General features: G+C 34.6%; 26 protein-coding genes and 1 pseudogene. 10 read left to right on the forward strand and 17 right to left on the reverse strand.

What is annotated here, in order from left to right; all coding sequences use genetic code 11:
- The first annotated feature begins 61 nt into the window (after positions 1–61).
- From DN389_RS01740 to dltD, 5 genes are all read left to right on the forward strand, one after another.
- Complete coding sequence (locus DN389_RS01740) at positions 62–208, forward strand: teichoic acid D-Ala incorporation-associated protein DltX (RefSeq protein WP_000440293.1); 147 nt, start codon at positions 62–64, stop codon at positions 206–208.
- A 12-nt stretch (positions 209–220) separates the two neighbouring features.
- On the forward strand, positions 221–1,735 hold the full coding sequence (dltA, locus tag DN389_RS01745) for a D-alanine--poly(phosphoribitol) ligase subunit DltA (RefSeq protein ID WP_097890366.1): 1,515 nt from the start codon (positions 221–223) through the stop codon (positions 1,733–1,735).
- Positions 1,732–2,898: a D-alanyl-lipoteichoic acid biosynthesis protein DltB gene (gene dltB, locus DN389_RS01750; RefSeq protein WP_097890368.1), complete on the forward strand. Its 1,167-nt coding sequence runs from the start codon at positions 1,732–1,734 to the stop codon at positions 2,896–2,898. The genes dltA and dltB overlap by 4 nt, the downstream gene beginning before the upstream one ends.
- A 68-nt stretch (positions 2,899–2,966) precedes the next feature.
- The gene (gene dltC / locus DN389_RS01755; protein WP_000807310.1) at positions 2,967–3,206 is read left to right on the forward strand and encodes a D-alanine--poly(phosphoribitol) ligase subunit DltC; all 240 of its coding nucleotides are present in this window, start codon (positions 2,967–2,969) and stop codon (positions 3,204–3,206) included.
- Positions 3,203–4,378: a D-alanyl-lipoteichoic acid biosynthesis protein DltD gene (gene dltD, locus DN389_RS01760; protein ID WP_048544965.1), complete on the forward strand. Its 1,176-nt coding sequence runs from the start codon at positions 3,203–3,205 to the stop codon at positions 4,376–4,378. Before dltC ends, dltD begins: the two co-directional genes overlap by 4 nt.
- A 17-nt stretch (positions 4,379–4,395) precedes the next feature.
- Here the strand turns inward: dltD and DN389_RS01765 are convergent, their stop codons facing one another.
- Positions 4,396–5,490 carry an NAD(P)H-dependent flavin oxidoreductase gene (locus DN389_RS01765; protein WP_088091948.1) on the reverse strand — a complete coding sequence of 365 codons (1,095 nt, stop codon included), beginning with the start codon at positions 5,488–5,490 and terminating at the stop codon, positions 4,396–4,398.
- 115 nt (positions 5,491–5,605) lie between these two features.
- On the opposite strand from DN389_RS01765, the gene DN389_RS01770 reads away from it, so the two are divergent.
- Entirely contained in the window at positions 5,606–6,526 is a 921-nt protein-coding gene (locus DN389_RS01770) for a S66 peptidase family protein (protein WP_149236763.1), read from the forward strand.
- A 27-nt stretch (positions 6,527–6,553) separates the two neighbouring features.
- Here the strand turns inward: DN389_RS01770 and DN389_RS01775 are convergent, their stop codons facing one another.
- Entirely contained in the window at positions 6,554–6,952 is a 399-nt protein-coding gene (locus tag DN389_RS01775) for an SseB family protein (protein ID WP_000435201.1), read from the reverse strand.
- 182 nt (positions 6,953–7,134) lie between these two features.
- Positions 7,135–7,626 (reverse strand): carboxymuconolactone decarboxylase family protein, encoded by a 492-nt coding sequence (locus tag DN389_RS01780; RefSeq protein WP_149236764.1) that lies wholly within the window; start codon positions 7,624–7,626, stop codon positions 7,135–7,137.
- A gap of 63 nt (positions 7,627–7,689) precedes the next feature.
- Between DN389_RS01780 and DN389_RS01785 the strand changes: the two genes are divergently transcribed.
- Both DN389_RS01785 and DN389_RS01790 read left to right on the forward strand, forming a co-directional pair.
- Positions 7,690–8,142 carry an Lrp/AsnC family transcriptional regulator gene (locus DN389_RS01785; RefSeq protein ID WP_001175491.1) on the forward strand — a complete coding sequence of 151 codons (453 nt, stop codon included), beginning with the start codon at positions 7,690–7,692 and terminating at the stop codon, positions 8,140–8,142.
- Between the two features lie 100 nt (positions 8,143–8,242).
- Positions 8,243–8,425, forward strand: a complete 183-nt coding sequence (locus DN389_RS01790) for a DUF3913 family protein (protein ID WP_000707107.1) — start codon at positions 8,243–8,245, stop codon at positions 8,423–8,425.
- Positions 8,426–8,453: 28 nt separating this feature from the next.
- Here DN389_RS01790 and DN389_RS01795 read toward each other — a convergent pair whose 3' ends face one another.
- From DN389_RS01795 to DN389_RS01855, 12 genes and pseudogenes are all read right to left on the reverse strand, one after another.
- Positions 8,454–9,467, reverse strand: a complete 1,014-nt coding sequence (locus tag DN389_RS01795; protein ID WP_098082188.1) for a CPBP family intramembrane glutamic endopeptidase — start codon at positions 9,465–9,467, stop codon at positions 8,454–8,456.
- A gap of 195 nt (positions 9,468–9,662) precedes the next feature.
- A complete protein-coding gene (locus DN389_RS01800; RefSeq protein WP_098133992.1) occupies positions 9,663–10,439 on the reverse strand; it encodes an ABC transporter permease in 777 nt (258 codons plus the stop codon).
- Entirely contained in the window at positions 10,439–11,341 is a 903-nt protein-coding gene (locus DN389_RS01805; protein WP_088608347.1) for an ABC transporter ATP-binding protein, read from the reverse strand. The genes DN389_RS01800 and DN389_RS01805 overlap by 1 nt, the downstream gene beginning before the upstream one ends.
- Positions 11,342–11,355: 14 nt before the next feature.
- Entirely contained in the window at positions 11,356–12,150 is a 795-nt protein-coding gene (locus DN389_RS01810; protein WP_088608348.1) for an ABC transporter permease, read from the reverse strand.
- Complete coding sequence (locus DN389_RS01815) at positions 12,147–12,845, reverse strand: ABC transporter ATP-binding protein (protein WP_149236765.1); 699 nt, start codon at positions 12,843–12,845, stop codon at positions 12,147–12,149. Before DN389_RS01815 ends, DN389_RS01810 begins: the two co-directional genes overlap by 4 nt.
- A complete protein-coding gene (locus DN389_RS01820) occupies positions 12,842–13,222 on the reverse strand; it encodes a GntR family transcriptional regulator (protein WP_000687513.1) in 381 nt (126 codons plus the stop codon). Before DN389_RS01820 ends, DN389_RS01815 begins: the two co-directional genes overlap by 4 nt.
- A 216-nt stretch (positions 13,223–13,438) precedes the next feature.
- Positions 13,439–14,407, reverse strand: coding sequence for a class 1b ribonucleoside-diphosphate reductase subunit beta (gene nrdF, locus DN389_RS01825; protein WP_060489487.1), 969 nt, complete (start codon positions 14,405–14,407; stop codon positions 13,439–13,441).
- Between the two features lie 93 nt (positions 14,408–14,500).
- Positions 14,501–15,451 carry a ribonucleotide reductase large subunit gene (locus DN389_RS01830; RefSeq protein WP_306295567.1) on the reverse strand — a complete coding sequence of 317 codons (951 nt, stop codon included), beginning with the start codon at positions 15,449–15,451 and terminating at the stop codon, positions 14,501–14,503.
- 383 nt (positions 15,452–15,834) lie between these two features.
- A pseudogene (locus DN389_RS01835) lies at positions 15,835–16,962 on the reverse strand (ribonucleotide reductase N-terminal alpha domain-containing protein); the annotation flags it as partial.
- Positions 16,949–17,308, reverse strand: a complete 360-nt coding sequence (gene nrdI / locus DN389_RS01840; protein ID WP_000634376.1) for a class Ib ribonucleoside-diphosphate reductase assembly flavoprotein NrdI — start codon at positions 17,306–17,308, stop codon at positions 16,949–16,951. The pseudogene DN389_RS01835 and the gene nrdI, both read right to left, overlap by 14 nt.
- Before the next feature lie 476 nt (positions 17,309–17,784).
- On the reverse strand, positions 17,785–18,102 hold the full coding sequence (locus tag DN389_RS01850) for a hypothetical protein (RefSeq protein ID WP_000502198.1): 318 nt from the start codon (positions 18,100–18,102) through the stop codon (positions 17,785–17,787).
- Positions 18,103–18,127: 25 nt separating this feature from the next.
- Positions 18,128–18,322: a hypothetical protein gene (locus DN389_RS01855; RefSeq protein WP_000356682.1), complete on the reverse strand. Its 195-nt coding sequence runs from the start codon at positions 18,320–18,322 to the stop codon at positions 18,128–18,130.
- A gap of 244 nt (positions 18,323–18,566) precedes the next feature.
- On the opposite strand from DN389_RS01855, the gene DN389_RS01860 reads away from it, so the two are divergent.
- Positions 18,567–19,145 (forward strand): GNAT family N-acetyltransferase, encoded by a 579-nt coding sequence (locus DN389_RS01860; RefSeq protein ID WP_000619525.1) that lies wholly within the window; start codon positions 18,567–18,569, stop codon positions 19,143–19,145.
- Positions 19,146–19,182: 37 nt separating this feature from the next.
- On the opposite strand, the gene DN389_RS01865 is transcribed toward DN389_RS01860, so the two are convergent.
- Entirely contained in the window at positions 19,183–19,785 is a 603-nt protein-coding gene (locus tag DN389_RS01865; protein WP_149236766.1) for a histidine phosphatase family protein, read from the reverse strand.
- An 88-nt stretch (positions 19,786–19,873) separates the two neighbouring features.
- A complete protein-coding gene (locus DN389_RS28335; RefSeq protein WP_002096778.1) occupies positions 19,874–20,029 on the reverse strand; it encodes a hypothetical protein in 156 nt (51 codons plus the stop codon).
- Positions 20,030–20,292: 263 nt separating this feature from the next.
- Between DN389_RS28335 and DN389_RS01870 the strand changes: the two genes are divergently transcribed.
- Positions 20,293–20,478: a YkvS family protein gene (locus DN389_RS01870; protein WP_001165081.1), complete on the forward strand. Its 186-nt coding sequence runs from the start codon at positions 20,293–20,295 to the stop codon at positions 20,476–20,478.
- The last annotated feature ends 19 nt before the right edge of the window (positions 20,479–20,497 follow it).

Consider the following 20,497-nt stretch of genomic DNA (forward strand, 5'->3'; position numbering starts at 1 on the left):
CACAATAATGTAGGACATGATACCTACAAAGAGCTATCATTTCATTAAGAGAGGGAAAGACATGGAAAGATTAAAAGAGATATGGTCTCGACCACTCACACAATGGGTTGCAAAGACGGTTTATTACCTTGCAATTTTATTTGCATTGCTTTGGTTGTATGGATTCCATGATACAAACACAAGTACATTTATTTACAACGAATTTTAGGGTGGGAACGTTATGAAGTTATTAGAACAAATTGAAAAGTGGGCTATTGAAACGCCTGATCAAACTGCTTTTGTTTGGCGAGATGCGAAAATTACGTACAAACAATTAAAGGAAGATTCTGATGCGTTAGCACATTGGATTTCTTCTGAGTATCCAGATGATCGTTCACCAATTATGGTGTATGGCCATATGCAACCTGAAATGATTATTAACTTTTTAGGATGTGTAAAAGCTGGACACGCTTATATTCCTGTAGATTTATCTATCCCAGCTGATCGTGTACAACGTATCGCTGAAAATTCTGGTGCGAAACTACTTTTATCAGGAACTGAAGTAACTGTAACTGATTTACCAGTTCGCATTGTAAGTGAAGACAACTTAAAAGATATTTTCTTTACTCATAAAGGGAACACTCCAAATCCTGAACATGCGGTAAAAGGTGATGAGAACTTCTACATTATTTACACATCAGGAAGCACAGGTAATCCGAAAGGGGTTCAGATTACTTATAACTGCCTTGTAAGCTTTACAAAATGGGCTGTAGAAGATTTCAACTTACAAACAGGACAAGTATTCTTAAACCAAGCACCTTTCTCATTCGATTTATCTGTCATGGATATTTACCCATCATTAGTAACAGGTGGTACACTTTGGGCAATCGATAAAGATATGATTGCACGTCCAAAAGACTTGTTTGCTTCTTTAGAGCAATCGGATATACAAGTATGGACTTCAACACCATCTTTCGCAGAGATGTGTTTAATGGAAGCATCTTTCTCTGAGACTATGCTACCGAACATGAAAACATTCTTATTCTGCGGTGAAGTGTTACCAAATGAAGTAGCTAGAAAATTAATTGAGCGTTTCCCGAAAGCGACAATTATGAATACGTACGGTCCAACAGAAGCTACTGTCGCTGTAACAGGTATTCACGTTACAGAAGAAGTGCTTGATCAATACAAATCACTTCCAGTTGGCTACTGTAAATCAGATTGCCACCTTCTTATTATGAAAGAAGATGGTACGCTTGCACCTGATGGTGAAAAAGGTGAAATCGTAATTGTCGGTCCAAGCGTAAGTGTTGGATATTTAGGAAGCCCTGAATTAACAGAAAAAGCATTTACTATGATTGACGGTGAGCGCGCCTATAAAACAGGCGATGCTGGCTATGTTGAAAATGGTCTTCTATTCTATAATGGTCGTCTTGATTTCCAAATTAAGCTGCATGGTTATCGAATGGAATTAGAAGAAATTGAGCATCACCTTCGTGCGTGTTCTTACGTAGAAGGAGCAGTTATCGTTCCAATTAAAAAAGGTGAGAAATACGATTATTTATTAGCGGTTGTTGTTCCTGGCGAACATTCATTTGAAAAAGAATTCAAATTAACATCTGCAATTAAAAAAGAACTCAATGAGCGATTACCAAACTACATGATTCCACGTAAATTCATGTATCAATCTTCTATTCCAATGACACCAAATGGAAAGGTAGATCGCAAAAAATTATTGAGTGAGGTTACAGCATGACCGCATATGGATCATTTTATTTTTTCGCTATAGTGGGCATTTTATTAATACCTACTATCATAGCTGGACTAAAAGGTAAAATGTTGCGTAAATATAATGCCGTTTTAACATTAGTAATGCTCGTTATTATCTTCTCGGATAAACCGAAGCAAGCGATTATGTTAGCCGCATTTATTATTTGGCAATATGCCCTTATTAAAGGCTATTTAATTTTAAGAAAACAAAATAATAGTACATTCATGTTTTGTATAGCTGTTATTTTGTCGATTTTACCGCTCGTTTTAGCAAAAATTGCACCGTTTGTACCTGAGCTAAAGTTTGTTGTATTTTTAGGAATGTCCTATGTAACATTTAGAGCAGTACAAATGGTATTTGAAGTTCGTGATAACTTAATTAAAGAACTTTCCTTCTTTAATTTTTGGGAATTCATTTTATTCTTCCCAGCTATCTCAACGGGACCTATCGATCGTTACCGCAGATTCCAAAAAGATATTCAAAAGCCACCTAGTGCAGAAGAATATCAAAATTTACTATATACAGGGCTAAACCGTATTTTCCAAGGTTTCTTGTATAAATTTATTATCGCTTACTTAATAAAGCAATATTTTATGGATCCGGCATTCGCTCAGCAAGATACAATCCTATCAAATATGATTTACATGTATAGCTATAGCTTATATTTATTCTTTGACTTCGCTGGTTATAGCTCATTTGTAATTGGTGTAAGTTATATGATGGGAATTAAAATTCCAGAAAACTTTAATAAACCATTCATTAGTCGTAACATTAAAGACTTCTGGAATCGCTGGCACATGACCTTATCATTCTGGTTCCGTGATTTTATTTACATGCGTTTCGTCTTTTTTGCAACGAAGAAAAAGTTAATTAAAAACCGTTACACAATTTCGTATATCGGTGCATTTTTAAACTTTTTCATCATGGGAATATGGCATATTACTGGTGAGCATGTGTATCAATACATTATTTATGGTCTTTATCATGCCGCACTGTTTATTTTATTCGATATTTTCGAGCGAAAAAACAAGAAGCATAAGTTTTGGCCAAACAATAAATTTACACACATCCTTGCGATTGTAATTACGTTCCACGTTGTATGTTTCGGTTTCCTAATTTTCTCTGGACACCTTAACAGATACTTTTAATGCACCCTTCTTATACTAGTAAGAAGTTGCACATATAATATATTTCGGATATAAAGGAGATTTTAAAAATGGCAGAATTTAAAGAGCAAGTATTAGATATTTTAGAAGAAGTATGTGAAAACGATATTGTGAAAGAAAACTTAGATGTTCAATTATTTGAAGAAGGTATTCTTGATTCTTTCGCTGTAGTATCTTTATTAGTTGAATTCCAAGAGCGTTTAGATATTGAAGTTTCTATTTCTGATTTTGACCGTGACGAGTGGGCTACACCAAACATGGTTATCAAGAAGTTGGAAGAAATCCGATGAACAAAGCAAAATTTGGTCCGATGCTTTTAGCATTGGCCCTTTTTGCTGTATTCTTACTTATTCCAACGCGCTTTCTACTTCCACTTTTAAGTGATGAAAAAGTAGAACAAGCTGCCACTTCTTTAAAAGAAGAAAAGATTCAAAGTATGATATTACAGCAAAAGATGTTAGCAGACCCGAAATACCTTCCGATGTACGGTTCATCGGAATTCGCACGTATGGATGCTTTCCATCCATCAAATTATTTCAAAGTAAAGCCTGAAGGGTTCACACCATTCCTACTTGGACGCGGGGGAACACAAGACCTTGTACATGTGTTAAACTTTGCATCTACTATGGATCAATTGAAGGATAAGAAAATGGTATTCGTTCTTTCTCCTCAATGGTTTGTACCACAAGGTATTGATGAAACACACTTTGCACCTAACTTTTCAAAACAACAAGGCTATCACTTGCTTTTCAATGATGACTTAAAGCCTGAAATGAAAAAGCAAATTGCAAAACGTTTATTAAACTTTGAGATCGTCAAGAAAGAAACTTTACTAAAAATTTCGCTTGAAGGTATCGTTTATGATGATACAAAGCATAAAGTAAAAGCACTTGCTGCTAAACCTTTCGCTTATATTTATCGTAACATTTTAGATCGTAAAGATTTATTTACAGCAATGTTTGATATTAAACCGCATAAAGAAAAACTTGACCCTTCATTAAAACAAATGAATTGGGAAGAAGCTCGTAAACATGCAGATCAAACTGGTGCAGTAGAATCAGGTTCTAACGAATATGGTATCGAAGATGATTACTTCAACAGCAAAATTAAGAAGAAATTGAAGCAACGTGAAGGCTACTTAAAAAATGATGCTTATGATCAATCGCCAGAATATGAAGATTTACAAATTGTACTTGATTTATTAAAACAATCTGGTGCAAAACCACTCTTCATTTCTGTTCCTGTAAAAGGTCCTTGGTACGATTACGCTGGCTTCCCGAAAGAACGTCGCGAATTGTACTACAAGAAAGTTCATGAGCAAATTGAGAAAGCTGGCTATCCAATTGCCGACTTCTCAAATCATGAGTATGATAAATACTTCTTAAAAGATCATATGCACTTAGGTTGGAAAGGCTGGGTTTATATCGATGAGGCCATCCAACAATTTTATAAAGCAAACTAACGAAAAGACCACTTGAATTATTCAAGTGGTCTTTTTCTATATATATTTTGTAATTGTTCGATTGCGTTCTCTGCTTCTTTCATAACTCGCTCCACTACATGCTGAGCTGATTCTATTCGTGCTAATGATGACGCTTGCCCTGCCCAAAGCGACATGTATTCTCCTTTATTTTGTTTTGCTGCTTCTTGGCGTATTTTAGAGGTTAATACATTTTGCACTGGATACATCGGAAGCCCTTCTTCTTTCCCTTCATGTCTCTCTATAAATTCATTACGAATACCCCGCGCATATTTCCCGGAAAACGCACGGGTCACAGTTGTACTCGTATCTGTACTATGTAAAACTGCTTCTTTATACACATCATGCGTAATACTTTCTTCACTCGTTAAAAAGGCCGATCCCATTTGAACAGCTTCTGCCCCCAGTGAAAATGCCGCAACAAGCCCTTGTCCGTTCATTACACCACCTGCTGCAACAATTGGGATATGCGGGACTGCTGCTACTAACTGCGGAATTAATGCAAACGTCCCAATCATAGCGTCCTGTTCTTTCCCAATAAACGTTCCTCTATGCCCTCCTGCCTCACTACCTTGACCAACAATAATGTCTACTCCTAATTCAGCAAGCACCCTCGCCTCTCTCACATGAGTAGCTGTTCCTATGACTTTTATTCCTCTTCTTTTTAAGTCATCTATTTCTTCTTTTTCTAACGTTTGAAATGCAAAGCTAACGACTGGTACGTTTTCTTCTACTAACACTTGTAATTGTTCTTTATAGCTTTTAGGAAGCTTTATCGTCTCTTCTTCCTCTATACCGAATTCTCTATTCACTCCGCTAAGTAATACCTTTGCCAAGTTTACTTTCTCTTCTTCTATCTGTATCTCTTTCGTTAACAGTAAATTAACACCGAAAGGCTTATCAGTTCGTTCCCTTATTTTATTAATTGCTTCACGAATTTGCTCAGGGCTCATATAGCCTGCTCCAAGCGTTCCTAGTCCTCCGCTATTACTTACAGCTGCAACAAGCTCAGGCGTCGTAATCGCACCTGCCATACCTGCTTGAATGATGGGATACTTAATTTGTAATAGATCTATTACGCGACTTGTAAACATCATTTCTCCTCCTATTCCCCTTATATCTTCTTTATTTGACAAACTTTCCCCTTCTTTTACAAGGGTTGAACTTCATAGGAAGCGAATATATTGAAAGGGAAGGAGGCTAAAAACAATGATATATCCAAATGCGTTACAACAAGGTGATACAGTAATGGTTATTGCACCGTCCGGCCCACCAACAATTGAAAATGTATTAAAAGGGGTAACCCTATTACAAGAAATGGGTTTATCTGTAGTAATCGGGAAGAGTGTTTATGAGAAATATGGATATTTAGCTGGAAGTGATCAAGTTCGGCTCGATGATATACATGAAGCATTTACAAATAATGAAGTAAAGGCCATTTTCTGTGCACGAGGTGGTTACGGAAGTGCTCGTCTCCTCCCTCACATTCAATATGAAATCATTCAGCAGAATCCAAAAATCTTTTGGGGATATAGCGATATTACAGCTTTACATACGGCCTTTTCACGTTATGCAAAGCTTGTTACTTTTCATGGTCCAATGGTTGAAGAACTAGGTAAAGGTGTAGATTCTCTTTCTTTATCTTCTTTCAATCAACTATTCCATCCGTATTCAACCATCTTATCTGCTTCAGAATGTATCGTAGCTACCTCTCCATGTACAGTTACAGGCACATTGGCGGGAGGAAATTTAACTGTATTAACGAGTATAATTGGCTCACCCTATGAGATAAATACTGCTAATAAACTTTTATTACTTGAAGACATTGGGGAAGAACCGTATCGCATTGACCGTATGTTAAATCAGCTACTTTTATCTGGCAAGTTTAATGAATGTAGCGGTATTATTTTTACAAGTTGTCATGACTGCACTCCTTCTAAACCATCTCAACCATTGCAAACAATACTATATGAATATTTCGCACCATATCATATACCTGTTCTATTCGGTTTACCGATTGGACATATAAGCCCAAACATCGGGATTCCTCTTGGAGCTACAGCGACAATAAATACAAATAATAAAACACTCTCTATTTCTTCTGGCGTAGCCAATCCGTATTCAAATTAAAAAGGAAAAGCGATTCCGCTTTTCCTTTTATTTATAATAATTAAAAATTCGTCCAGATGCGATATCTGCAACTTCTTCTGGAATAAATGTTTTACTTATATCAGTACCAACATTTAATACTGCTGTAGCATCTTTCTCAATGCTACCAAATAATTCTTTTCCACGTATCGTAATAAGGGGCGTTCCTTCTGGCAACACGTCTTTTACAAATTCCATTTGCGTAAAGAACGGAACAATCCATCTACCCTCTCCTTGGAAATGACGCAAGCGAAGTATTCCTTCTGTTGCCCCGTCCTCTGCTTCTAGTGAACCAGCAACATAAAACTCAGTAGATAAGAGCAATTCATAAAATTCCTTTTGCTTCTGTTTATCGTCCCCTGCTACAACAAGTACTTCTTCTATTCTCTTTACCGGAATTTGCTCCATATGATGCCACCCCTATTTCAAAATGATTGTACTTAAATTATACAAAATATTCTTATTTTTTTCTACATAATTCGCAATTATTTTCTTAAAATAATTTTAATGCTTCTTTTGTCGTCACAATCGTAGCAAATTCTTCATGTTGAAACGCCTTTTGTACATCAATTATAATAAGTGCTATTTGATTATTCATCATTTTCTCCTTCATTTGGCTGTAATTGAAACAGAAAACCAAGTTGTTGCGACGCAGTGATAAAACAAATATAAGCGCAAAGCTCTACAATTTCTTTTTCCGTCCAATATTGTTTCAATGCATGAAACATATTATCATCTATTGCCTTTTTATCATGAACAAATGTATGTGCAAAAGTAACTGCTACACTCATTTCTTCTACCTTTTGCATATCATCAGGTCTTCCCTTTGCCATACAGTACGGACATTCATTCCCGTACCCTAATGTTCTTCTTACTTGCTCCTTTAGCTCTGCCGACAGAGTTCCTTTACTATACAGTGTATTCTCTACCATACTCCATGAATGTAATAGATCTGGATTATGCCCTAATAACTTTTGAAACTTTGTAACTCCTACATTTGATAATGAAATTCTCTCCATTATTTCCCCTCCTATTTCCTTCTGTTTTATTGTAAAATAAATAAAGTTCACCTTACATTTCATATGAATCTTAATTTATATTTTTCCCTTACAAAAATTATTATTTTACTGGAGGTATATTTACAAATGCAACTAGACCGTGTCGATCGAAAGATTTTAAATGAATTATATAATGATAGTCGCCTTTCCATGCGTGAATTGGCGAAACGAGTAAACTTATCTGCTCCGTCTACTGCAGAACGTGTTCGCAAACTTGAAAGTGAAGGCGTGATTCAAAAGTACACAATCGATATTGATTATAAAAAAGCAGGACTTGTTTTAGATTGTATTTTAGAAATCACTTTAAAAAATGGTGATACAACACGTATGCAACAGTTTATTCAGTCTTATCCATCTGCAAGTTTTTGTTACCGAGTAACAGGAAGCTTATGCTACATTGTAAAAATTTCTGTTCCTTCACTCGTTGAACTTGAAGATTTTATCAATGATGTTTCTTCATATGCAACGACAGTTTCTCATATCGTATTATCAGAAGTATCTCTTACTCCTGATATTGAACATATCTTCCCAGAAGCTTAATTTATTTTTATTCATAAAATACAAAAAAACCCCTTACAATAAGAATAAAAATAATATATTATGTATTAAAATACATAAAGTTCGAGAAAGGGGCTTTACATTGAAAATCTGGTTTTATGAAAAAACGGCACAATTAGATGATTTACTTGGCATTTGGGATAATGTTCCGACTATCCCTCGAATTGGTGAAAAAGTGGAGATTTTAAAAACAGTCCGCACTGTTACAGATATTAAATATGTAAAGAACGGTAATAATTTTCGTGTAGAAATTATTACAAATTAAATAGTAGCTCCTAAGAGCTACTATTTAATTATCTATCACGCGCTTTCTTTATAACGATTTTATCTTCTTCTACAGATACTGTTACATAATCATTTTCTTCTAATCGAAGCTTATTTACAGCCTCATCTGGTAGCTCTACAGCCATCAGTCTATCTGTTACGATCACTTGACTATATACTTCATTTTCTTGTGATGCACTCACCACTTTTTCCTCATTTATAAAGCGCACTGGTGGCACACCCACTTCTTTTACTGTACGCCATTGTTTCCAAACGTAAGGAATTAACCAAAGTAATCCAACAACTGTCAGACCAATACCGATCCATAAATTACTTTGCGCTTGTAATTCAGGAATTGAGATTGCGCTACTCTCTTCTCCACCGACAAATTGCATACTTGTTGCAATTAAATTATTTAGAGCATGTACAGCGATATTCGTCCATATATTTTTCGTCTTTATGTATAAAAGGCACATTACAATACCAAACATAAATGCACCAATAACATCAAAATGTCCTAAACCAAAAATAAGTGAAGATATGATTACAGCTTTTTTAATGCCCCATTTATAAGCCATGCGCTGTAAAAAGAAGCCTCTAAAAATAACCTCTTCCATAATAGGTGCTAATACACATGCTGAAATGAAAGTAAATATCGTCATATATACGTTACTCGTGTTAATAACATTTCCTTCTTCTAACATAGTAACTAAGAAATTCGGTAACGTATGTGCTAATATGTAAAATTGAATATGAGATATACCAACTGAAAAAATCATTCCCATTATCGTTGCTAATACAATTAATCCCCACGGTAAACGTCCTGGTTTATCAAAAAAACTATTAAATACAATATTATTTTTATTTGTTTTTACGTATAACCAAAATAACGGAAATAGAAAAAATACAGTTATTTGTGAAATAACTTCCACCGTATTATCAGAAACATTTGATAGACTTAATGGGATCATCGTAAGGAACAATCCTATAATCATCCATCCAAAAAAGCTACGTAGTCTTATACGTGAAAATGCATAGTGCACATAGAACACCTCCAAAAATAGTAAAAGTAAATGGTGTGATAACTAAATTATAATATGAATATAGTTGAAGTTCTTCCTATTTTTCTCAAATACTTTCGAACAATATATATAGTAATCATTCTTTTCTTCCAGTTGAAATATACAAGAAAGTTATGTAATAAAAATCCCCGTTTTTACAAGCGGGGATTTCTTTTATTATAATACGTCACGTTTTTGGAATAATACACTTGATGCTACAAGTAATACAACAAAGTATGCAGCTACAAGTAATAATGAAGTTGTAAATGTAAACTCTGTAAATGTTGGTTCCATTCCGCCACTTACTAGTTTATTACTATCGTACACACTTAAATTTAAATGGAAAAACACTACAAATTTCGCTACACCTTTTGCAAACATCATCAGTACCATATTAATTGGTCCTTGTAAGAAGAAGAGGAACATCGTAATAATTAATGGTAATACAGACTTTCTAAATACGTTTGCTAAGAAAAATGCAAGTGTCGCAAAGAAGAACGGTGAAAGTACTTGATATAAAGTAGATTTCATTACGATTCCTACCGTTAATTCTGTTTTACTACCATCCATTACAATTCCGCCAATAATCATTGCAATTAACGTGCTAGCAAATATGATAAATACTATAGTAAGTAACACTGTAATATATTTAGAGAATAAAACTGTAATTCGTTTTCTTGGACGGATTAATAACTGCTTAATTGTACCTTTTTGGAACTCATCAGTAATCATACGAGAAGCAATCGTAATCCCAAAAATTGTTGCAAACAAAGTAATTAAACCAATCTCTGAACTTGCAAAATCTAAATATGATCCTTTAAATTCACTTCCGTCTCCCCATTTCAGCATCGCTAAAACTCCCAAAATCTCCAATACTGCAATGACACCAATTAAAATATACATACCTTTTTTCGCATGTAACTTTAAAAATTCATTTTGAATTAATTTAAACATTACGCTTTCACTCCCCCTGTAATCGCTAAGAACTCATCCTCTAACGTTTTATTTTGAACAGTAACTCCGTATACAAGCACATCGTCATTCACAAGTCGTTTTACAAGTTGTGGGATTTCCTCTTTCATTACAGATACTGCAATTACATTTCCTTGCGTCTTACCTTTAATGATTTCATTTGCTTTCTGTACTTGATCTACTTCAAACGCTACAACTACTGTCTCATCGTGTTTCGCTTGTTCGTGTAAGTTGTACTCCTGCACAAACTCACCTTGCTTAATAATAACGACGCGATCACACATGAGTTCAATTTCACTTAATAAGTGACTTGATACGATTACAGCAATATTCTCTTCTTTCGCTAAACGTTGTAAATAATCTCGAATTTGGCGAATACCCGCTGGATCTAATCCATTTGTTGGCTCATCTAAAATTAAGATTTTCGGCTGATGAAGTAATGCCTGTGCAATTCCTAAACGTTGTTTCATACCAAGTGAATATGTTTTCACCTTTTTATGAATCGCGTGCTCTAATTCGACAAGCTTTACAATCTCAGCAATGCGCTCTTTACTAATTGGTGTAATTGCCATGTTCGCAAAATGCTTTAAGTTTTGCATTCCAGTCATATAATCATATAGTTCAGGATTTTCTACGATCGCCCCAATTTGCTCTAGCGCCTTTTCACGCTCCGTGCGAATACTATGACCGCAAATTGTAATATCGCCCTCTGTCATTGATATAAGACCTGTCATCATACGAATTGTCGTCGTTTTACCACTACCGTTCGGTCCAAGAAACCCGTACACTTCCCCTTCACGAACTTCAAATGATAAACCGCGAATAATTTCTGTTCCACCAATCTTTTTTCGAACATTCTCTAACTTTACTACTACATTTCCCAATGTTGATTCCTCCTTTAGACTTCTAGTTTTTTATCGATTATGCGACCTGTTATATAAACAAGTAGAATAAATATTCCTATAGAAAAACTAAGGCTATATAAATTCATAAGTTTTTCTGGATAAAGAAACACATTTGCTTCTGATGATTCATCTATATACACTAACTTTTTTATAAAAGCAGGTGTAGGTGCAAGTCCACCTAGCATTTCATATATCATATTGATTACTTTCGTTACTAGTAAAAATAAGAAGAAAATAATTACATACTCCATTTTTTTCTTTTTCAAAGAAAATACTTTAACGCCAGCTACTGTAAAAAGTAAAACTAACAATACACTTGATAAATTAAATACATATAACACACTGCTAAATAATTGTTTTACTATATCTAACGTAAGTGTACTTTCGGTAAATAACAATCCATAGAGTTCTGTACCTTTTATTACTTTCATCGAAATGCTATAGAAAAACATAGTACCTATTACTTCAAAACACATTAAGCTAATTGCCGCATATGACAATATTGCTAAAACAATTTTTTTACCAGATATCGGCGTTAATCGAAATAATGTACTTTCGGTCATTTTCCCAAACGCAGACATCGCCTGCAGAAATACTAATACCGCAAAAATTATATAAACTAAGAATACTAAGGCAACTATAATCATTTGCCTTACTTCTCCTGATTCTTGTTTAATATAATTCCCCATACTTACAAAAGCGACAGCTGCAATAAATATGAATGACAATAACGAAATGAAAATTTGTTTTTTATTCGCATTGTACATATATATTAAACTGGCCTTCATCTACTAAACACCTCCTTAAACACATCTGTGACAGCTTTTCCTCGCTGAAAGCGTAACTCCTCTACATTTTCATGTAGTACACTCTCACCATCTTTTAAAAAGATTACTTCGTCAAAAATATTTTCCACTTCTCCAATTAAATGTGTTGCAACTAAAATGGTACAATCTTCACGATAAAACTGTAAAATAAGTTCTAATACATGCTCCCTAGAAACGAGATCAATCCCGCCCAATGGTTCATCTAGTACGTATAACCTCGCTTTCCTCGAAAATGTTAAAATAATTTGTAGCTTTTCAACCATACCTTTTGATAAAGCTGTAATTTTTTCTTCTAACGGTATTTTAAATTCCGCAATTGTATCTACCGCTTTTTGAATGTCGAAGTCTTTATAAAAATCTCGATAGAAGAATAAAGAATCTTTTACCGTCATCCAATCATCAAATACTGGTTTATCCGACATAAAAGAAACAATTTCTTTCGTTTCTAATCCTACCTTTTTACCAGCGATTGTAATACTGCCTTCGGAAGGATGCTGCAGACCGGCAATCATTTTCAATAACGTCGTTTTCCCGCTCCCGTTATCTCCAACGAGTCCTATAATTTTCCCTTCCGTAATCTCTATGTTTAATTCACGGATCACTGCTTTCAATCCGTATCTCTTCCATAAGTTTTCTATTTTTAATAACTCTGTCATTCGCTCTCCTCCCTCTTCTCGTGTAATGAAGAGCGAAGGATTGTAAGAATTTCTTCTTCTGAAAAACCTAAATTGTCCATTCCATCTATAAAAGAATGAAGTAATTCTTTCGCCATCTCTTTTCGCAGCTCCATAATTTTCTCCCCTTCATTCGTTACATATCGTCCCATTCCTCTACGTGTGACAACAACCCCATCCCGTTCTAGCTCTTGAAATGTACGCTGAATCGTATTTGGATTTACTTGTAATTCACTCGCTAATTCACGTACAGAGGGAATTTTATCACCCGGCAATAAATGTCCTGTTACGATTTCTTTTTTTATGTATTCCATTACCTGAATGTAAATTGGTGTATTTGGAGAAAACTCTATTTTCATTTCTTCCCTCCTTTTGTATTGGTGTACTAGTTAAATAATACACCGATACAAATAGTTTGTAAATACCCATTTAATTACAAAAAAGTTCTATCCATTTGCTGGATAGAACTTTTTAAATAGAACTCGTTATACAAAAATAATAGTGTTATGTAAATAAATCCATAAAGAAAAGCTGTCTTATCAATGAATAAGACAGCTTTTCTTTATGAGTATATATTAAAAATCAAACACGAAGTCATCATCAGCTAACTTTTCAACGTTCGTTGCTTTTACGTAACCATTCCCTTTTACAGAGAAGAAATCATGGTTTTTCGTATCTGTACGTAAACCATTTAAAACGATCGGGTTAATTTCTTCTTCCTCAAATTTCGGCTCAAGCCCTAAGTTCATAAGTCCTTTATTCGCATTGTAACGAACGAAACGATTTACATCTTCTACAAGACCGATAGAAGTGTAAATTTCTTCTGTGTATGCCATTTCAATTTCATATAGTTCCATTAATAACTCTTGCGTTTCTTTTTGCACTTCTTGTTGATCTTCTGCAGAAAGTTCTGCGAAGAGTTGTTGTGCTAAAATACCGACGAATACGCCGTGAATTGACTCATCACGAATTATTAGGTTAATAATCTCACCACTTGCTGTCAATTTACCTTGACCTGCTAAGTAAAGTGGGTAGAAGAATCCACTATAGAATAAGTAACTTTCTAAGAATACACTTGCTACCATCGCCATGTATAACTCTTTTTTCGTTACTTCAGGCTTTAATAAACGACGATAGTAACTAGTAACAATACCAGCTTTTTTCTCAAGTAATGGATGATTGTCTACCCATTCAAAAATATCATCAATTTCTTCTTCAGTAGCTAACGTTGTGAAAATATGACTGTAACTCTTCGCATGTACTTCTTCCATAGCTCCCATGAAAGCTAATACACTTTTCGCTTGTAAATTTTCAAGATGAACAAGTACAAGTGGCATCCCTTCGCCACCTTGTTTCGTATCTAAAAGTGTTAAACCACCTAATACACGCTTATAAGCAATCTGCTCTTCTTTTGATAATTGTGCCCAAGTATTTTTGTCAGAAGATACTGCGATTTCTTCTTCTGTCCAAAACTGAGCGATGTTTTGCTTCCAAAACATTAAACTAAAATCATCTTCTTTTTTGTTCCAGTTTACCGCACGCATTCAATCGCCCCTTCTCTAAATAAACATGAAAAATTGATAACTAAGCATGAGCAGGGTTCAGAAAACCCTGCTCATGATGTCTCACTTTTTATATTAAACGGTACAAGCTACGCACTCTTCCACGCTTAACTTACGTGTTCTCGTATAATAAAGACTCTTTAAGCCTTTTTTATGTGCATAGATGTAGTAACGTGCTAATTCACGTGTTGAAATATCACTATTAACGTAAAGAATTGTACTAATTCCTTGGTCAATATGTTCTTGGATTTCTGCGATTAAATCAATTAATTTAAACTGATTCATATCGTAAGAAGATTTATAGTACCAGAACGTATCTTTTGATAAATACGGCATTGGATAATATGTTGTCGCATTCGCATATGTTCTTGATTCGATTTGACTTACGATCGGCATTACGCTTGAAGTTGCATTTTGAACGTAACTGATAGATTGTGTTGGAGCGATAGCAAGACGGTATGAATTATATAATCCATTCTTCTTCACTTGCTCTTTTAAACTTGTCCAATCTTCTTTTGTTGGAATATGAATTCCTTCAAATAGTTGCTGAACTTTTTCAGTTACTGGGCTGTAATCTGTCGTTTCGTACTTTTCAAAGTATGTGCCATTCGCATAATCAGACTTATCGAAGTCTTTAAATGTTTCGCCTTTTTCTTTAGCGATTTCCATACTTTTCTCAATAGAGTAGTAATTTAACATCATAAAGAATGTACGAGCGAACTCTTTCGCTTCTGCACTTTCATATGCGATTTTGTTTTTTGATAAATATCCGTGTAAGTTCATTGCGCCAAGTCCAACTGAATGAAGCTCATCATTTGCTTTTTTCACAGTTGGTGCATTCGGAATGATCGTCATATCAGAAACAGCTGTTAAAGCTTCCATTCCCGCATGAACAGCTTCACGAATTTCTTTATTTTCCATTACATTCACGATATTTAACGATCCTAAATTACAGTTAATATCACGACGGATAATATCATCTGTACCGTAATCATTTATTTCAGAAGTTTCTTGAAGCTGGAAGATTTCTGTCTCGAATGTTCAACCGAGTCCGCTACTCCTCAGTCCGTTGCTCATGCAACTGCTGTATGTCACCATACAGGACAGACTATATCATCACCTACAGCATTACCTGATTAGGTGCTCCGCTTTTCGAACGCCAATCGCTTGCGCTCTACTCCCATAAGGGATAGTCGTTAGGCTTTTACTTATCTTACATACTTCAGAAAGTCTCTTATTACTTTATGTTGTCCCATAACTCTGCTATACAAAATAATAAGATACATTCTGAACTTTTATATTTTCATTCTAAGATAAGATTTAGCACGGTAGGTTACCTCAAATTTGAGGCTTTCCCCGTTTAACGGAGTTTTCGACTAGCATTTCTACTAGAAGGTGCTACATATTTAACACAAGTTCGACATCTTCACAGTTCCAATATCCTTCAGTGGATGTTGGTTATTTGCATTTGATTTAAACATTAAGTATGGGTAACCAGACTCAAGCTGAATCATAGCAATTTTAATAAGCATATCACGTGCACTAATATCTAGCGGCTTCTTCTTCACTTTCGGATTGCTCATTAATTCATCGTACATTTCATCAATGTCTATATCATCTAAATGCTTTCCGTATTCTTTATACACCGTATAAGGCGCGAAAACATGGAAAGGTTCGTTTTTCTCAGCAAGCTCAAAGAACTTACTTGGAACGATAATTCCGATTGATAGAGACTGAATACGGCTCTTCTCATCGGCATTTATTTTTTTTGTATCAAGGAATTCAATAATATCCCAATGGAAAATGTTTAAGTATACTGCGCCGGCACCTTTTCGTTGCCCAAGTTGATTCGCATATGAAAACGAATCTTCAAGTAATTTCATAACAGGTACTACACCACTTGCAGCGTTATCAATACCCTTAATTTGCTCACCGCGTGCACGTAGCTTAGACAAGTTTAAAGCTACTCCACCGCCGATTTTTGATAATTGCATTGCAGTATTAATGTTAAAGCCGATTGAATTTAAGCTATCATCCATCTCTAACAAGAAACAAGACACCATTTCTCCTCTTCTGCTTCGTCCCGCATTTAAAAAGGTTGGTGTCGCTGGTTGGTAGTTTTGTTTTACAATCATGCTTGCGAAGTGTTTTGCCTTCGCAACATCACCGCGTCCTAAGTATAATGAAACAATTGCTACACGATCTTCATAGCTTTCTAAGTATTGTTTTTGATCATTTGTTTTTAACGCATAATCTTTGTAGAACTTAGATGCTGCCATATAAGATTGGAACTCGAAGTTTTCACCATAAGCGATGTTATATACCTCTTCTACTTCCTCCAAGCTATACTCGTCCAGAACGTTGTAATAGTAATCATATTCTTTCATATACTCCATTCGCTCTGCCACGCTATTAAAATGAACGGTATTTTCTCTAGCTTCTTCCATAAAGACTTCTAATGCCTCTTTATCTTTATGAAGCTGATAAAAACCGTCCTGCATTTGCGTGATTTCATTATTCAGTTCAATGTGTCGCAATCTCCCGCACCCTTTCCTTAAAATATTCTACATCATTATTTGTTCCTGATAACTCAAATTTTGATACAATAGGCACTTCATATTTAGCAGAAATTTTGTCAGCACTTGCACCGAACATGTCTCCCCAGTTACGATTGCCGCTTGCAGATACGCCTTTTAATTTTTCATTATTGCGCTCTAAAAATTCTAAAACACGTTCTGGTACATTGCCAAAACCTGTTGTATACGTAATTAAAACAAAGTCTTCATCTATTACTAGATCTTCACCAATTTGAACGGCCGGCATATTTAATTTGTGAATGAAACGCTTCACGTTTCCTGTCATAGAATCATATGCAACTATCATTTCCGACCCTCCCTCTCCAATCTATACTCTCTGTATGTTGTTTCTTGTTTTCTCTATATATTGTATTACGTTTCAAAATAAGACACAAGATATATGTATAAATTCTTTCTTTTTTTAAATTTTACTTTTCGACAAGACAGTCGATTTTTTTCAATACAATGACTATGAAACAACATTCTAAAACTCATGTCAATAAAGTGCTTTTCAAAAAAGTTGTCAACGAATTTAACCTTATTTTTAAAAAAGTTACCAATATATTTTGTCATAAAACGGCAAATGCTGGAGGAATATATTTCTCCAGCATCACGCAAAAAAGAACAGACATGAAACGATAATCTGTTCTAAAAAACGATTACATTTATCAGTTTTACTTTATTAAATATTATACATATACTTTCGGTTCGCGTTACATACTAAAAGATAACTATTATAGAAAAAGATTATTATTATGGAAATTCAACCTATTTATGAAAAGATTATTCTGAGTGCTCAATGCGCAAAATATCTTTTACAAATATATGATGTGGATTTTCATCTTTATCAATCATTGTACATACAGGAGCTTCTTCATCAAAGTACACAATCATTCCTTCTACGTACTGATATGTATGTTGAACTTGTACGGTTACTTTAATTTCTATAGCCTCTTCATATGCTCTTTTTATTTTCTGAAGCATTTTTGCCGAACACTTTCGTTTCTCTGGATACATGACCATCCCCATAAACCTATTGCCAGCTCTATCTTTCCACATATAATCCCAATGCGGTAATATGCCTTGTTTAAAATCGCCCATAATTCTCCTCCCTATATTCTTCTAGTTACGAACGTGGCGTTTCTGAATATGTATAAATTACTTGTCCGCCGCGCTGTGCGTTCCCAATAATATGTTTAAAATCTTCTCGACTTACTACAACTTCTCTGAACGTATAAAATACATCTTTCGTAACAACATACTCCTTTATTTCACCATTTTTCAGCTGATCCAAAATTGCATTTGCTAATTCTTTATCCATGTATTTCACCTCTATGCAATATTTTATTTTATCGTATATTCTATAGGTCAACAACTGTAAAATTATCCAGGTGCTATACCTTCATTTCATTTTCATTATTCACAAACGATATCACTTTACTATATGTCCACTAAATATCATATACTAACATAGCTACTTCTCTATATCAAACATTTCGACATTCAATTATGCAAAGTTCCATACCACTATGTTACAATATACAAATAGAACTAGGAGGGATACTATGATTCGGAAAGCAAAAAAGACAGATGCGAAGGCAATTGCACCTTTATTATATAACGCTCTGCACGAAATTGCTGAAAAAATCACAGGCAGCACAGTTGAAACAGAAGTATTACTAGGACTTGAAACATGGTTCTCAAAAGAGAGAAATCGACTGAGCTATGAAAACTGTTTTGTATATGTACAAGACGGGGTTGCAGTTGGGGTTATTGTCGCTTACCACGGTAGTGAAGCAACAAGTCTTGATGCACCAATTGTACATTACTTAAGAGAATTACATAAAGATGAATCAATTACATTAGAAAAAGAAGCTGAACTTGATGAATATTACATTGATACATTATCAGTTTCAAGTGCATATGGCGGAAAAGGAATCGGTTCTCAATTAATTGAAGCTGCTGAAATCCATGCAACTGAAAAGGAGCATGAAAAAATCGCATTACTTGTTAATTTAGAAAACAAACGTGCCTATTCACTATATGAAAAACTAGGTTATAAAAAAGATAAAATCGTTATGCTTGTAGGCGAACCTTATGCACATCTCGTAAAAACATTAAACATCAAAATTTCTATATCTTAAAAAGAAAGCACACGATTTATATATAAATCGTGTGCTTTTATGTTAATTTTGTATTTAATATATTTCCATCCATCGCTTCGTGGAATGTATAGGTTGTACATCCCCATGGCTTCCTATGTAAAATAGGAGCACCAGACCATCTCATCGCTCTCAGCTCCGCACCAACCATTGCATTAATGTAATTATGTCCTACAAGAGCAATACTTCCATGTACGAGAGCATAACGGTGTAATAAGTAAGCCGCTTGCCTTGCCCTCTCTCTTACTTCCTTATAAGACTCAACACCTTTATGGTAACCAAGTATCCATAATGTTCGCCCGATAAACATCCATACGTTAGGTTTACATTTCAACCATGTTGGAGCATAAAAATTCGTCGAAATTTCAGCTTCCCTAAAAAGAGAATTTTGCATAAAAGATAAAGAATTCATTAATTCAGCTGCTGACTGTATAGCACACCTTTGATCACTCGTTACAATCAACTTTGCTGCTTCAATCGCTTCCATTGTTTCCATTGGTATAGGTGCTTTTTCTGTTATAGCATGTAAGTCATATCCTTTCATCCATTCATGAAAGGATGTAACCGTCATTCGTTCTATAGTACGATTTAAGCGGCCATGACGAATAAAAGAAATCTTCATTCTTTCCACTCTCCATTCATCACTTACGAACTCTATTATGTACTATTTTTAAATATCATACCACGCAAAAAAAGAAAGTTATACACCTTTACATATCCCCGCCACTCTCATGTGTGACCCCAGCATGTATACCATCCATCCCATCAAAATATGTAGTCGTTTCATGATGACGAATCTTTTTTAAATTTATATAAGAAAATACAAATAAAGTTAATGCTATAACACTCCCCACAAATTCAAACATCATTTTACCGCCTCTAATTTCCCCCACTTTAGTAGGTTATTGTATATTTTTCATTATACCCCTATATAAAGATGCACGCATTTAAACCGTTCTTTTTTCTAATAACTTGGAGTTCTTGCATATTTTCTTACAAAATGTGAATATTTTTCGAATTTTTACTTTGGAAACATTTACAAAATAGACAATATGGTTCAAAATAAGAGGAAATAAAAAAAAACCAAAATTATTCTTTTTTTGGAAAACTGTAACAAGGAGAGTTGCTTATGCAGATCGCAGAAACTGGAGATATCATTGAATTTAAAGGTGGAATGCAAGGCCGTGTTCAAAAAGTAAATCAAAACTCCGTTATTGTAGATATAACAATTATGGAAAATTTTAGAGAACTAGATATGGAACCTCTTACAGTTGTAAGTCATAAAAACTATACTGTCATTAATCAAAATGCATAATATAATAGAAAGAAAGGAT

It is taken from the genome of Bacillus sp. AY3-1, from assembly GCF_008368785.1.
Classification (GTDB): domain Bacteria; phylum Bacillota; class Bacilli; order Bacillales; family Bacillaceae_G; genus Bacillus_A; species Bacillus_A wiedmannii.